The organism is Branchiibius sp. NY16-3462-2, from assembly GCF_001594145.1.
GTDB lineage: Bacteria > Actinomycetota > Actinomycetes > Actinomycetales > Dermatophilaceae > Branchiibius.
Genome location: NZ_LVCF01000035.1, coordinates 175,888 through 189,732 on the forward strand (window position 1 = coordinate 175,888; position 13,845 = coordinate 189,732).

Below are 13,845 nucleotides of genomic sequence, written 5' to 3' on the forward strand. Positions count from 1 at the left end.
GTCTCTGCTCAGTCGCCGGCGTTCAGGCCCGGGCCTTGGACAGTTCGCCGGAGACGGACTCGAGCAGGTCCTTCCAGGAGGCCTCGAACTTCTCGATGCCTTCGTCCTCCAGGACCTTCACGACGTCCTCGTAGGAGATGCCGAGCTGGTCCAGCTTGTCCATGACGGCGGCGGCGTCGGCGTACTCACCGCTGACCCGGTCACCTTCGAGCTCACCGTGGTCGGCCAACGCGTCCAGCGTCTTGGGCGGCATCGTGTTGACGGTGTCGGCCACGGCGAGCTGCACGACGTAGAGCGTGTCGGGTAGCGACGGCTCCTTGACGCTGGTGGAGGCCCACAGCGGGCGCTGCAGGTGCGCACCTGCAGTGGCGAGGTTCTCCCAGCGAGGGGTCGTGAAGACCTCGGTGAAGGCCTGGTAAGCCAGTCGTGCGTTGGCGATTCCGGCCTTGGCCTTCAGGCCGGCAGCCTCATCGGTACCGATCTTCTCCAGCCGCTTGTCGACCTCGGTATCCACGCGGGACACGAAGAACGAGGCCACCGAGCGGATCGTCGACAGGTCGATGCCGGCCTGTTCGGCCTGCTCGAGCCCGGACAGGTAGGCGTCCATGACCTCGCGGTAGCGCTCGAGAGCGAAGATCAACGTCACGTTGACGCTGATGCCTGCTGCGATCGAGGCGGTGATCGCCGGCAGCCCCTCGGCCGTCGCCGGGATCTTGATCATCACGTTGGGCCGGTTGACCGTGTCCCACAGCTTGCGGGCGCTGTCGATGGTGGCCTGGGTGTCGCGGGCCAGCCGCGGGTCGACCTCGATGGAGACCCGGCCGTCCTGGCCGTCCGTGGCGTCGTACACCGGGCGCAGCACGTCGCAGGCGCTGCGGACGTCGTCGGTGGTGATGACGAACACCGCCTCGTCCACGTCGGCGCCGTCGGCGGCCAGCGAACGGACCTGCTCGTCGTACGCCGATCCGTCCGACAGCGCGCCGGCGAAGATCGTCGGGTTGCTGGTGACGCCGACGACGTTCTTCTCCTGGGTGAGCTTCTCGAGATCACCGGAGGAGACGAGCGTGCGGGACAGGTCATCGAGCCAGATGGAGACGCCCAGGTCACTCAGTTCCTGGGTGTGTGCGTTGCTCATGGAAGAACCTCCTGGATGGGGTGGGCTGGTAGACGGTGCTGATCAGGCGGTGGCGTCGGTGATGGACGCCTTGGCTGCGTCGACGACGGCTTCGGGAGTGAAGCCGAACTTCTCGAACAGCACGGGACCTGCGGCACTGGCGCCGAAGTGGTCGATGGCCACGGTCCGGCCAGCGTCACCGACGAAGTCGCGCCAGCCCAGTTGGCTGGCGGCCTCGACGCTGACCCGGGCCTTGATGGTCGGCGGAAGCACTTCGTCCCGGTAGGACTGGTCCTGCTCCAGGAACCATTCGCGGCACGGCATCGAGACCACCCGGGCCTTGATGTCCTCCTCGGCGAGCTGGTCGCGGGCGGTCAAGGCCAACGACACCTCACTACCCGTGGCGATCAGAATGACGTCCGGCGGCCCACCGGCCGCGTCGGCCAGCACGTAGGCACCGCGGGAGACCCCGTCGGCACTGGCATAGACGGTGCGGTCAACGATCGGCAGGTTCTGCCGGGTCAGGGCCAGACCGGCCGGGCGGTCCTTGTGCTGCAGGATCGTCCGCCAGGCAATGGCCGTCTCGTTGGCGTCCGCCGGCCGGACGACATCCAGGCCGGGGATCGCGCGCAGCGCCGCCAGGTGCTCGATCGGCTGGTGGGTGGGACCGTCCTCGCCGAGGCCGATCGAGTCGTGCGTCCACACGAACGTCACCGGTAGCTGCTGGATGGCGGCCAGGCGTACGGCGGGGCGCATGTAGTCGGAGAACACCAGGAAGGTGCCCCCGTAGGGCCGGGTAAGTCCTTCCAGCGCAATGCCGTTCAGGATCATGCCCATGGCGTTCTCGCGGATTCCGAAGTGCAGGGTGCGCCCGTAGGGGCCGCCCTTCCACTCGCGGGTCTCGACGCCCTCGGGCAGGAAGCTGGGCTCACCTTCCATGGTCGTGTTGTTGGACTCCGCCAGGTCGGCCGAACCGCCCCACAGTTCCGGCATCACGGGTGCGAGCGCCGTGAGGATCTTCCCGGACGCGGCGCGCGTCGCGATGCCCTTGGCGTCGGCGTCGAACGTCGGGAACGCGCCAGCGAACCCGGTCGGCAACTCGCCGGCGACCAGCCGGTCCAGCAGTTCCGCGCCGTCGGGGTTGTTCGCGCGCCACTTCTCGTAGCCGGGCTGCCAGGCCTCGTGCGCCGCCTTACCGCGGGCGGCGACCTCGCGGACATGCGAGATCACCTCATCGGACACCTCGAAGGTCTTGTCCGGGTCGAAGCCAAGCAGCTTCTTGGTGGCCGCTACCTCTTCGTCACCCAGGGCAGCACCGTGTGCCTTACCGGTGTCCTCCTTGGTGGGCGCCGGGTAGCCCAGGACCGTACGCAGCACGATGATGCTGGGCTGGTCGGTCACCTTCTGAGCGGCCTGGATGGCGGCGTACAGCGCATCCACGTCCTCGACGTACGTGCCGTCCTCGGCCCGCGACTGCCGCCAGTCGACCACCTGCGTGTGCCAGCCGTACGCCGCGTAGCGGGCCGCGACGTCCTCGGAGAACGACACGTCGGTCTGGTCCTCGATCGAGATGTAGTTCTCGTCGTAGAACAGCGTCAGGTTGCCCAGCTTCTGCCGCCCGGCCAGGGACGAGGCCTCGCTGGAAACGCCCTCCATGATGTCGCCGTCACTGGCCACCGCGTAGATGTGGTGATCGAACGGGCTTTCACCGGGCGCGGCGTCCGGGTCGAACAGGCCGCGCTGACGTCGCTGCGCCATCGCCATACCGACCGCCGAGGCCAGACCCGATCCGAGCGGGCCGGTCGTGATCTCGACCCCGACCGTGTGGTGTACCTCGGGGTGACCGGGGGTCTTGGAGCCCCAGGTGCGCAGCGCTTCCAGGTCCGACAACTCCAGGCCGTAGCCGCTGAAGTAGAGCTGGATGTACTGGGTGAGGCTGGAGTGGCCGCAGGAGAGTACGAAGCGGTCGCGGCCCAGCCAGTGCGGATCGGTCGGGTCGTGCTTCATGACCTTCTGGTAGAGCAGGTAGGCCAGGGGCGCCAGGCTCATGGCTGTGCCCGGGTGACCGTTCCCGGTCTTCTGGACGGCGTCGGCCGCGAGGACACGGACCGTGTCGACGGCGCGAATATCCACGTCGGTCCAACCGACCTTGTCGGCGATCGGAAGGGCAAGGGAGGGATCGCGCTGGGCGATGGGGGACTGGGTTTCGACACTCACTGGGAAAGACTCCTTCGGCAGGACGCAGGTCGCATAACCGTTCGTGCCGAGCCTAGTCCTGCCACGACACTCGGGAGATGTGATGTCGCCCTGACGAGGGTCCCGGCGGGGGAGGCTAGGATGGGCTCGCGCTTCGGGATGCTCATCGGCACCTGCATGGGCCCGAGCACCCGCCCTCCTGACCGGCATCTACGACAAGGACATCGTGACCGCGATCCGCCCGCACTCCGGTGCCGAGGAGACGGCAGCGGTGGATCCGATCGGCGGTGAGGCCGACGCCCCGGACACCGGTCTGCGGACCTGGCGGACCGTGGTGCGCGACTACGTGGCGCTGACCAAGCCGCGCATCATCGAACTGCTCCTGGTCACGACGTTCCCGGTGATGTTCCTGGCCGATCGCGGTGTCCCCTCGGTGTGGCTCATCCTCGCAACGCTGGTCGGCGGCACGTTGTCCGCCGGGTCCGCCAACGCGTTCAACTGCTACGTGGACCGGGACATCGACGCCAAGATGCACCGGACCCAGAACCGGCCGTTGGCTACCGGCGCCATCCGGCCCGGGTCGGCGCTCATCTTCGCCACCGCCCTCGGTGTGATCTCGGTGCTGTGGCTGGGTCTGCTGGTCAACTGGTTGTCGGCAGCCCTGTCGTTCGCGGCCATCGCGCTCTACGTCGGCTTCTACACGATGCTGCTCAAACGCCGCACCGCCCAGAACATCGTCTGGGGTGGTGTCGCGGGGTGTATGCCGGTGCTGATCGGTTGGGCGGCGGTGCGCAACAGCCTCGACTGGACACCGCTGGTGCTGTTCCTGGTGGTGTTCTTTTGGACGCCACCGCACTACTGGCCGCTGTCGATGCGCTTCAAGGACGACTACGCCGCCGCCGGCGTGCCGATGCTGCCCGTCGTGGCCGAGGACGTGGCTGTCGGCCGCAAGATCGTCGCCTACGCCTGGGCGACGTTGATCGCGACCCTGGTGCTCATCCCGGTCGGCGACATGGGTCTGATCTACATCGTCGTGGCTATTGCCTCGGGTGCGGTCTTCCTGCGTGAGTCACACCTGCTGCTGGCCCGCGCCAAGGCGGGCGCGCCGTACTCGGTGCTGAAACCGATGCGGCTCTTCCACTTCTCGATCAGCTACCTGACGCTGGTGTTCCTCGGAGTGGCAATCGACCCGCTGCTGCATCTGACGCCCTGGCACTGACCGGGGCCCGCTCGCGCAGGCTGAGCACGGCCCAGGTCACGAAGACCACCAGCAGGCTGGCGCCCAGCATGTGCAGCAACACCAGCGGCGCGGGCACCCCGAGGAAGTACTGGGTGTAACCCAGAACCCCCTGCGCGAGGATCACGATCAGCACCCACAGCCAGTTGCGCCAGGGCTGGGAGTCCTTGGCCGTCAGCCGGATAGCGATGAGTACGGCAAGCACCAGGCCTAGGAGCAACATCACTGCGTCCGCGTGCAGCCAGGAGGTCGTCCGCGCATCGATGGCCAACCGGGCCGGTTGCGTGGCGTCGCCGGAGTGCGGGCCGGACCCGGTCACCATCGTGCCGAGCACCAGCACGATGACGGTCATCACCGAAGCGGCGACCGCCAACCAACGGATCTCCTTGCGTACCAACCAGTTCCGGGGTGCGTCACCCTCACGTTCGCGCCACACCAGCCACGCTGACCCACACACCAGCAGCATCGAGGTCAGGAAGTGGATCGCCACGATGGCCGGGTTGAGTTCGAGGTGGACGCTGATCCCGCCGACGATCGCCTGGATCGCGATCCCCAGGATGATCAGGCCGACGGGCAGCAGAAGGCCCTTGCGGTCGCGGGCCCACAGCCAGATGGCGACGAGCAGGGCGATCGCCACCAGGCCGACCAGGCCGGTCAACGTGCGGTTGCCGAACTCGACGTACTTATGCCAGGACTGCTCCTGGTGCGCGACCGGAACGTACGAACCCGGCACACACTGCGGCCAGGTCGGGCAACCCAGCCCGCTGCCGGTCAACCGCACCAGACCGCCGGTGCACACGATCAGCACCTCGACGACGAGGTTGAGCCAGACCAGGAATCGCAGGACCCGGTGCGTCGGCACGGCGCGCGGCAGGATCGGGAACAGGGCACTCATCAATCGCTCCATCGGAAGAACCGGGCCGTCAGCGCGGTGGCCAGCGCGCCCCAGAGAATCAGGACCAGGACCGGCAGCACCAATGAGGTGTCATGCCCCTGGAGAGCAGCGCGCAGACCGTCACCGAGCGCGCCCGAGGGCAGGTACCGCACGACGTCGCCGAGACCACCCAGCCGGTCGGTCGGGATCAGCAGGCCGCCGCCGGCCGCCAGCAGCACCCAGATCAGGTTCGCGACCGCCAGGACCCCCTCGGCGCGCAGCGTCCCCGCCAGCAGCAGCGCCAGGGCTACCCACGTCCAGGTGCCCAGGATCAGCAGCAGCACACCGGCCAGGATTCCGGGCAGGTGCGGTCGCCAGCCGAAACCGATACCGATCGCGGACAGCACCACGGTCTGGATGGCAACGACAGCGAGTACGGCGAGTGCTTTGCCGGCCAGCAGGCCGCCGCGTCCCAGGGGGCTGGCTCCCAGGAGCCGCAACACGCCGTACCGTCGATCGAAACCGGTCGCGATGGCCTGTCCGGTGAATGCCGTCGAGACGACCGCCAGTGCAAGGACGCCGGGCACCGCGACATCGATGCGCCGGCCCGGACCGAGCGAGGGAATGGTCGAGACCGCGAGGCCGACCAGTGCCACCACCGGCAGCACGACGGACACCAGCAGTTGTTCGCCGTTGCGCAACAGGGTCTGCGCCTCATAGACGCCCTGGGCACGCACCCGCGCGGCAGGGGAGGGCAGGGTCGCCGTGGTGGTCGTGGTCATCGCACCGGCCGGGTCAGCTCGAAGTAGGTGTCGGCGAGGGACGCCCCGGCCGCCACGGTAGCGGGCGTTCCGGCCGCTACGACCCGTCCGGCGGCCATGATCACGATGTCGTCGGCCAACTGTTCGGCTTCCTCGAAGGAATGGGTCGTCACGACGACCGCGCAGCCGCGGTCGCGTTCCTCGCGCACCAGATCCCAGACGTCCAGCCGGGCGTGCGGGTCCAGGCCGGCGCTGGGTTCGTCCAGGAAGGCGACCTCGGGCCGGGGTAGCAGGGCTGCCGCCAGCGCAACCCGCTGGCGCTGCCCACCGGACAGTCGCCGTACCGTGGTCTTCTCGAACGCGGCCAGCCCGAGCCGGTCGCGCAACTGCGGCAGGGCGCCGGTGTCGGGATAGAGCCGGGTCAGGTGGGTCAGGAAGCGGCCGGCCGCGACGCTGCCGGGCAGACCACCGTCCTGCAGCATGACCCCGACCCGGGCGCGGTGCTGCGCATCGGCGCCCCACGGGTTGACTCCCAGCACCGTGATGGACCCGGAGTCGGGCCGTCGCAGACCCTCGGCCATCTCGATGATGCTGGTCTTGCCTGCCCCGTTCGGACCGAGCACGCAGGTGATCCGGCCGGCCGCTGCCGACCAGGTCAGGCCGTCCAACGCGCGGGTGGCTCCGTACGAATGCACGACGTCGCGGATCTCAACTGCTGCGGACGTCACGAGGGTCAATTCTATGCGAGCGGCGCGGGTGCCTCGGTTAGGGTCGGTGGGTGAACCGGCGCGTACGGACGGCGACCATTGCCGGGGTGGTGCTGGGCCTCTCCGCGTGCAGTTCGCCGACGACGGCGCCGCCGGCACCCACCTCGACATCGATTCCCACCGCCCCGGCCACGGGCACGTCGACCACGACCCCGTCGAGTCCCACCTCCTCGGCGAGTAGCTCGCCATCCTCAGCCCCCTCGTCGGGCACCACCTCGACGTCCGGGCCCTGCACTGCGGCGCAGGTGGTGGCCCGGCTCAGCCTGGACCAGCAGGTGGGGCAGGTGTTCATGGTGGGCAATCCCGCTAAGGGCGTGAGCTCGTTGCTGTCGGGGTGGGCGTCCCGTCATCACGTGGGCAACGTGATGTTGACCGGTCGCAGTACGGCGCCCGCTGGCCAGATCGCCGACCTCACCGCTGGTCTGCGGCAGCTGACCACCGTGTCCGGTGTGCGCCCGTTGATCGCCACCGATCAGGAGGGCGGCAACGTCCAGGTGCTCAAAGGCCCGGGCTTCGATCGCATGCCGACCGCGCTGGTGCAGGGCGGCTGGCGCGGCACGACCCTCGTGGAGCGCGCGGGACGCTGGGCCCGGCAACTCACAGCGGCCGGGGTGAATATGAACCTGGCGCCCGTGGCCGATACGCCGGCGGCCGGCGCGCACAACCCACCGGTCGGCGACCTCGACCGGGAGTTCGGGCACACGCCGCAAACGGCCGGTGCGGGCGCTGCCGCCTTCGCCAAAGGCCAACTGGCACAAGGAATTGCGCTGAGCGTCAAACACTTCCCCGGGCTGGGGTCCGTCACCAGCAACACCGACTTCTCCGCGTCGGTCGTCGACACAGCGACCGGCAAGGATTCACCGTCCGTCGGTGCGTTCCGGCAGGTGATCGACGCAGGGGTGCCGTTCGTGATGGTCGCTTCCGCGACGTACCAGAAGATCGACCCGGACCACCTCGCGGTCTTCTCACCGGTGATCCTGTCCTGGCTGCGTTCGGGTCTCGGGTTCTCCGGTGCGGTGATCACTGACGATCTCAGCGGCGCCAAGGCACCCCAGATCCTGCCCGCCGGCCAGCGGGCGGTCACCGCTCTGGCGGCCGGTGACGATCTGCTCTTGTTATCGGCTGCACCCCAGGTGCTGCCGACGATGTGGCAGGCGGTCCGCGATCGCGCGGCGTCCGACCAGGAGTTCCGGGCGCGGCTCACCCAGGCCGCGACCCGGGTCATCACGGTCAAAAAACAGATGGGACTGGTGACATGCACAAGCTGATGGCGACTGCGGGAGTGCTGGCGCTCGCCGCGCCGCTGGTTACGGTGTCGCCGGCGGCACAGGCGAGCACGTGCAGCGCGGCCGCTGTGGTGGCCCGAATGTCCCTGCCCCAGCAGGTCGGTCAGGTGTTCATGGTCGGAAACCCGGTCGGATCGGTCAGTGCGACCCTGCGCCGGCAGGTAGGCACCTATCACGTGGGCAACATCATGCTCACCGGGCGTTCCCACGCGACTGTCGCCTCCGTGGGCGCGGTCAACCGTTCGGTGCAGTCCCTGACCGGCAGCGGGACGGGCGGCGTCCGGATGTTCATTGCCACCGACCAGGAGGGTGGCTACGTCCAGGTGCTGCAGGGCAGCGGGTTCGACCGGATGCCGACCGCGCTGGTCCAGGGTGGCTGGTCGGCCGCGACCATCCAGGCCAGGGCGGCGCGCTGGGCGGGGCAGTTACGGATGGCCGGACTGAACATGAACCTCGCCCCGGTCGCCGACACCGTGCCGATCGGCCGCCGCAACCCGCCGATCGGGACTTTCCAGCGCGAGTTTGGTCACACGTCGTACGCGACCACGAAGGGGGCCGTGGCCTTCACCAGGGGTCAGGTGCGAGCGGGCGTTGCGGTGTCGGTCAAGCATTTCCCCGGACTGGGCCTGGTGTCGGCGAACACCGACACCACTGCCAACGTGGTCGACCGGAGCACGACGACCGCTTCGCCGTACATCAACTCGTTCGTCGCGGCGCTCCGCGCGGGCGCACCTTTCGTGATGATGTCCTCGGCGCGCTACAGCCGCATCGACAACAGCAACCTGGCGGTCTTCTCCAGCCGGATCATCGCCTGGTTGCGGGGTACTTTGCGATTCTCCGGTCCGATCATCACCGACGATCTCAGCGCCGCGAAAGCGCCCGCGGTCTTCGCGCCCGGAGTACGCGCGACGAAGGCCATCGATGCAGGGGACACCATGGTGCTGGTGTCCGCCGCGCCCGCCGTGCTCCCGGCGATGTGGCAGGCGGTGTACCGGCGGGCCGGCACCGATGCGGGGTTCCGGGCCAAGGTGCGGGCCGCAGCGACGAAGAACCTGGGGGTCAAACAGGCCTGGGGCCTGCTCGGCTGTCGGAAGTGAACGATGCCAGGTAAGGCTGACCTGCCTAGAAGTGCCGTCGATAATTAGGTAACACTCGTGTTGTGAATATCGAGACGGGTACCCGCCAGCGGGTGCTTCGTACCGTCTCCGAGCAGGGCCCGATCACGGCCGTCGAACTCGCTGAGCGTCTCGAGGTGACTCCCACGGCGATCCGCCGGCATCTGGATGCCCTGGTCGCCGAGGGTCAGTTGTCCGAACGCGACGCCCAGCGTGACCAGCACGGTGAGCGGCGCCGCGGCCGCCCGGCCCGGGCCTACGTCGTCACCGACGCGGGGCACTCGCGGCTGCGCTCGGACTACGACGACCTGGCCGCCGACCTGTTGGCCTTCCTGGCCGAGCAGGGTGGCGACGAAGCGGTACAGGCCTACGCACGGCGTCGTGCGTCGGTGATCGCCGAGGGTCTGGAGCTACCCGCCGAAGGCACCGTCGCCGAGCGCACCGAAGCGTTGGCGACAGCCCTGAACGCCCGTGGTTTCGCAACGTCGACCCGCCCGTTGGGGGCTGGCGTGCAGTTGTGCCAGGGGCACTGCCCGGTGCAGCACGTCGCCGAGCAGTTCCCAGCACTGTGTGAGGCCGAGACGGAAATGTTCTCGCAGGCGCTCGGTGTTCACGTACAGAGACTGGCTTCGTTGGCACACGGTGATCACGTGTGCACGACCTTCGTGCCGACCCCTGCCCAGCCAGGCATCGGTCAGCACCCGCAATCCACCACCCGAAGGGACGAATCATGAGCACGATCGAAGAGCTCAACCCCGGCTTGGAGGGCATCGGACGGTATGAGTACGGCTGGGCCGACTCAGACACCGCCGGCGCCAGCGCCCGTCGAGGGCTGTCAGAGGACGTCGTGCGCGACATCTCCGGGCGTAAGAGTGAGCCGGAATGGATGACCAAACTCCGGCTCAAGGCGCTGTCCCTCTTCGACAAGAAGCCGATGCCGTCCTGGGGGAGCGACCTGACCGGGATCGACTTCCAGAACATCAAGTACTTCGTGAAGTCCACCGAGAAGCAGGCGACCACCTGGGACGAACTGCCCGAGGACATCAAGAACACCTACGACAAGCTCGGTATCCCCGAGGCGGAGAAGCAGCGCCTGGTCGCCGGTGTGGCCGCGCAGTATGAGTCCGAGGTCGTCTACCACCAGATCCGTGAGGACCTGGAGGAGAAGGGCGTCATCTTCGTCGACACCGACACCGGTCTGCGTGAGCACGAGGACCTCTTCAAGGAGTACTTCGGCTCCGTGATCCCGGCCGGCGACAACAAGTTCGCCTCGCTGAACACCGCTGTGTGGTCTGGCGGTTCGTTCATCTACGTGCCCAAGGGTGTCCACGTCGACATCCCGCTGCAGGCGTACTTCCGGATCAACACCGAGAACATGGGTCAGTTCGAGCGGACGCTGATCATCGCCGACGAGGACTCCTACGTGCACTACGTGGAGGGTTGCACCGCGCCGATCTACCAGTCCGACTCGCTGCACTCCGCGGTGGTCGAGATCATCGTGAAGAAGAACGCCCGGGTGCGGTACACGACGATCCAGAACTGGTCGAACAACGTCTACAACCTGGTGACCAAGCGTGCGACCTGCGAGGCCGGCGCCACCATGGAGTGGATCGACGGCAATATCGGTTCCAAGGTGACCATGAAGTACCCGGCCGTCTTCCTGCTGGGCGAGCACGCCAAGGGCGAGACGCTGTCCATCGCCTTCGCCGGCGAGGGTCAGCACCAGGACGCCGGTTCCAAGATGGTGCACGCCGCGCCCAACACCAGCTCGACGATCGTGTCCAAGTCGGTGGCCCGCGGCGGCGGCCGCACGTCGTACCGCGGTCTGGTGCAGGTCCTGCCCGGCGCCAGCAACTCCAAGTCCTCGGTGGTCTGTGACGCGCTGCTGGTCGACCAGATCAGCCGCAGCGACACCTACCCCTATGTCGACGTCCGCGAGGACGACGTGCAGATGGGTCACGAGGCCACCGTGTCCAAGGTGAGCGAGGACCAGATGTTCTATCTGCAGTCGCGCGGTCTGACCGAGACCGAGGCGATGGCGATGATCGTGCGCGGCTTCGTCGAGCCGATCGCTCGCGAGTTGCCGATGGAATACGCCCTCGAGCTCAACCGCCTCATCGAACTGCAGATGGAAGGAGCCGTCGGCTGATGTCGTTGCTGACGCCCGAAAAGAGTCACGTCGACCCGTCCGCCCAGGTGTCGGCCGGGGTCATCCCCGACCAGTCGCGCGCCGAGCGCCGCACGTCCTTCGACGTTGCCGACTTCCCGATCCCCAACGGGCGCGAAGAGGAGTGGCGCTTCACCCCGGTTGACCGGTTGGGTCCGTTGTTCCGCGATGAAGCCACCGGCGAGCACCTGGACTGGCGCGAGGAGCTGCCCGCGGGCGCGACCCTGAGCACCATCTCGGTCCAGGAGTGGCGCGACCTCGGCCTGGCCATCCCGGCCGACCGCGCCGCCGCCGTGGCGGCCGCCCACTCCGGTGGGGTCGCCGTGCTGGATATCGCCCCGGAAGCCGAGCTGACCGAGCCGGTCCGCATCGACCTGACCGGCATGGAGCGCAAGACCGTGCACGGCCACCTGCTGGTGCGGGTCGGCAAGCACGCCCACGCCACCGTGGTCCTGAGCCACCACGGGATCGCCGACTACAGCGAAGTCCTCACCGTCGACGTCCAGGACGGCGCCAACCTGACGCTGGTCACCACCGCGGAGTGGGACGATGCGGCCATCCACCTCGGGCAGTACGACGCGGTCGTACGCCGCGACGCGACGTACCGGCACATCGCGGTCACCCTGGGTGGTGCGATCGTGCGGATCAACACCAACGTGACGTACGACGGCCCGGGCGGTGACGCGACCCTGCTGGGTGTCTACTTCGCCGATGCCGGTCAGCATCTGGAGCACCGGTCTTTCGTGGATCACAACGCTCCGCGTTGTAAGTCCCTGGTGACGTACAAAGGTGCGCTGCAAGGGGATTCGGCCCACACGGTGTGGGTCGGCGATGTGCTGATCCGTACCGCGGCCGAGGGCATCGAGACCTACGAGCTCAACCGCAACCTCGTGCTGACCGATGGGGCGCGCGCCGACTCGGTGCCGAACCTGGAGATCGAGACCGGTGAGATCGAGGGTGCCGGCCACGCGTCGTCGACCGGCCGGTTCGACGATGAGCAGTTGTTCTACCTGCAGGCCCGTGGCATCCCCGAGGATGCTGCGCGCCGGCTGGTCGTGCGCGGCTTCTTCGCCGACATCGTCGCCAAGATCGGTATCCCGGAGGTCGTCGACCCGCTGATGGAGGCGATCGACCGCGAGCTTGCCGCCGGTTCCGAGGCCGGTGTTTCAGAGGCTTCGGCATGAGCGACTTCGTCCGGGTCTGTGCGCTGGCCGAGCTGGCCCGCAACACTCCGGCCCTGGCCGAGATAGACGGCCGGCCGGTGGCGATCGTGCGTGACGAGAACGATCACGTGCACGCCGTGGACGACACCTGCTCGCACGCGAACGTCTCACTGTCCGAAGGCGAGGTCGACGGCTGCACCATCGAGTGCTGGCTGCACGGCTCCGCCTTCGATCTGAACACCGGCGAGCCCACCAGCCTGCCGGCCACCGAACCCATCGCCGTCTACGCCGTGAAGGTCGAGGAGGGTGACGTGCTGGTCGACGCCACCGCCTCCGTTAACGGCGTCACCGCCTGAACCCGCTTTACTGCCAAAGGAAAGAACCAATGTCCACGCTTGAAATCCGTGACCTGCACGTCACCGTCGAGACCGAACAGGGCACCAAGGAGATCCTCAAGGGGGTCGACCTGACGGTGTCTTCTGGCGAGACCCACGCGATCATGGGCCCGAACGGTTCGGGCAAGTCCACGCTGGCCTACAGCGTCGCCGGTCACCCGAAGTACACCGTCACCCAGGGCAGCGTGACCCTCGACGGCGAGGACGTCCTCGCGATGTCCGTCGACGAGCGCGCCCGCGCCGGTCTATTCCTGGCCATGCAGTACCCCGTCGAGGTCCCGGGCGTCACCGTGAGCAACTTCCTGCGCACTGCCAAGACCGCGATCGACGGCGAAGCCCCGAAGCTGCGCACCTGGGTCAAGGACGTCAAGGGCGCCATGGAGAACCTGCGGATGGACTCCTCCTTCGCCGAGCGCAACGTCAACGAGGGCTTCTCCGGTGGCGAGAAGAAGCGCCACGAGATCCTGCAGCTGGAGTTGCTGCAGCCCAAGATCGCGATCCTGGACGAGACCGACTCCGGCCTGGACGTCGACGCGCTGCGGATCGTTTCTGAGGGTGTCAACCGCGCCAAGGAGACCAGCGACCTGGGCGTTCTGCTGATCACCCACTACACGCGGATCCTGCGCTACATCAAGCCGGACTTCGTGCACGTCTTCGTCGACGGCAAGGTCGCCGAGGAAGGCGGCCCCGAACTGGCCGAGCGCCTCGAGAACGAGGGCTACGACCGTTACCTGCAGGAGGCGACCGCTTCGTGACGACGCACGCCGACA

Annotated in this window: 14 protein-coding genes; 8 read left to right on the forward strand and 6 right to left on the reverse strand. The window is 67.9% G+C overall.

Annotated features, from left to right (window positions below):
- Positions 1-22 precede the first annotated feature (22 nt).
- Together tal and tkt are read right to left on the reverse strand one after the other, a co-directional pair.
- Entirely contained in the window at positions 23-1,135 is a 1,113-nt protein-coding gene (tal, locus tag AZH51_RS10235) for a transaldolase (protein ID WP_291523881.1), read from the reverse strand.
- A 42-nt stretch (positions 1,136-1,177) separates the two neighbouring features.
- Positions 1,178-3,331 carry a transketolase gene (gene tkt, locus AZH51_RS10240; protein ID WP_291523884.1) on the reverse strand — a complete coding sequence of 718 codons (2,154 nt, stop codon included), beginning with the start codon at positions 3,329-3,331 and terminating at the stop codon, positions 1,178-1,180.
- A gap of 259 nt (positions 3,332-3,590) precedes the next feature.
- On the opposite strand from tkt, the gene AZH51_RS10245 reads away from it, so the two are divergent.
- A complete protein-coding gene (locus AZH51_RS10245) occupies positions 3,591-4,529 on the forward strand; it encodes a heme o synthase (RefSeq protein ID WP_291524285.1) in 939 nt (312 codons plus the stop codon).
- Here AZH51_RS10245 and AZH51_RS10250 read toward each other — a convergent pair.
- The 4 genes from AZH51_RS10250 to AZH51_RS10265 are packed head-to-tail and all read right to left on the reverse strand — an operon-like array spanning position 4,459 to position 7,241.
- A complete protein-coding gene (locus AZH51_RS10250; protein ID WP_291523886.1) occupies positions 4,459-5,442 on the reverse strand; it encodes a COX15/CtaA family protein in 984 nt (327 codons plus the stop codon). The two genes, AZH51_RS10245 and AZH51_RS10250, sit on opposite strands and share 71 nt — an antisense overlap.
- Entirely contained in the window at positions 5,442-6,203 is a 762-nt protein-coding gene (locus AZH51_RS10255; RefSeq protein WP_291523888.1) for an ABC transporter permease, read from the reverse strand. The genes AZH51_RS10250 and AZH51_RS10255 overlap by 1 nt, the downstream gene beginning before the upstream one ends.
- Complete coding sequence (locus AZH51_RS10260) at positions 6,200-6,910, reverse strand: ABC transporter ATP-binding protein (RefSeq protein ID WP_291523889.1); 711 nt, start codon at positions 6,908-6,910, stop codon at positions 6,200-6,202. Before AZH51_RS10260 ends, AZH51_RS10255 begins: the two co-directional genes overlap by 4 nt.
- A gap of 37 nt (positions 6,911-6,947) precedes the next feature.
- A complete protein-coding gene (locus AZH51_RS10265) occupies positions 6,948-7,241 on the reverse strand; it encodes a hypothetical protein (RefSeq protein WP_291523890.1) in 294 nt (97 codons plus the stop codon).
- Position 7,242: 1 nt separating this feature from the next.
- Here AZH51_RS10265 and AZH51_RS10270 point away from each other — a divergent pair, with 1 nt between their 5' ends.
- The 7 genes from AZH51_RS10270 (at position 7,243) to sufC (ending at position 13,830) form a co-directional block, all read left to right on the forward strand.
- Positions 7,243-8,217, forward strand: coding sequence for a glycoside hydrolase family 3 N-terminal domain-containing protein (locus AZH51_RS10270; RefSeq protein WP_291523891.1), 975 nt, complete (start codon positions 7,243-7,245; stop codon positions 8,215-8,217).
- Positions 8,205-9,332: a glycoside hydrolase family 3 N-terminal domain-containing protein gene (locus AZH51_RS10275; RefSeq protein ID WP_291523892.1), complete on the forward strand. Its 1,128-nt coding sequence runs from the start codon at positions 8,205-8,207 to the stop codon at positions 9,330-9,332. The genes AZH51_RS10270 and AZH51_RS10275 overlap by 13 nt, the downstream gene beginning before the upstream one ends.
- Positions 9,333-9,394: 62 nt before the next feature.
- Positions 9,395-10,084 (forward strand): helix-turn-helix domain-containing protein, encoded by a 690-nt coding sequence (locus tag AZH51_RS10280; RefSeq protein ID WP_291523894.1) that lies wholly within the window; start codon positions 9,395-9,397, stop codon positions 10,082-10,084.
- Complete coding sequence (gene sufB, locus AZH51_RS10285) at positions 10,081-11,499, forward strand: Fe-S cluster assembly protein SufB (protein ID WP_291523896.1); 1,419 nt, start codon at positions 10,081-10,083, stop codon at positions 11,497-11,499. Before AZH51_RS10280 ends, sufB begins: the two co-directional genes overlap by 4 nt.
- A complete protein-coding gene (gene sufD / locus AZH51_RS10290) occupies positions 11,499-12,701 on the forward strand; it encodes a Fe-S cluster assembly protein SufD (RefSeq protein WP_291523898.1) in 1,203 nt (400 codons plus the stop codon). The genes sufB and sufD overlap by 1 nt, the downstream gene beginning before the upstream one ends.
- On the forward strand, positions 12,698-13,036 hold the full coding sequence (locus tag AZH51_RS10295) for a non-heme iron oxygenase ferredoxin subunit (protein WP_291523900.1): 339 nt from the start codon (positions 12,698-12,700) through the stop codon (positions 13,034-13,036). Before sufD ends, AZH51_RS10295 begins: the two co-directional genes overlap by 4 nt.
- Before the next feature lie 29 nt (positions 13,037-13,065).
- Positions 13,066-13,830, forward strand: coding sequence for a Fe-S cluster assembly ATPase SufC (gene sufC / locus AZH51_RS10300; protein ID WP_291523902.1), 765 nt, complete (start codon positions 13,066-13,068; stop codon positions 13,828-13,830).
- Positions 13,831-13,845 lie beyond the last annotated feature (15 nt).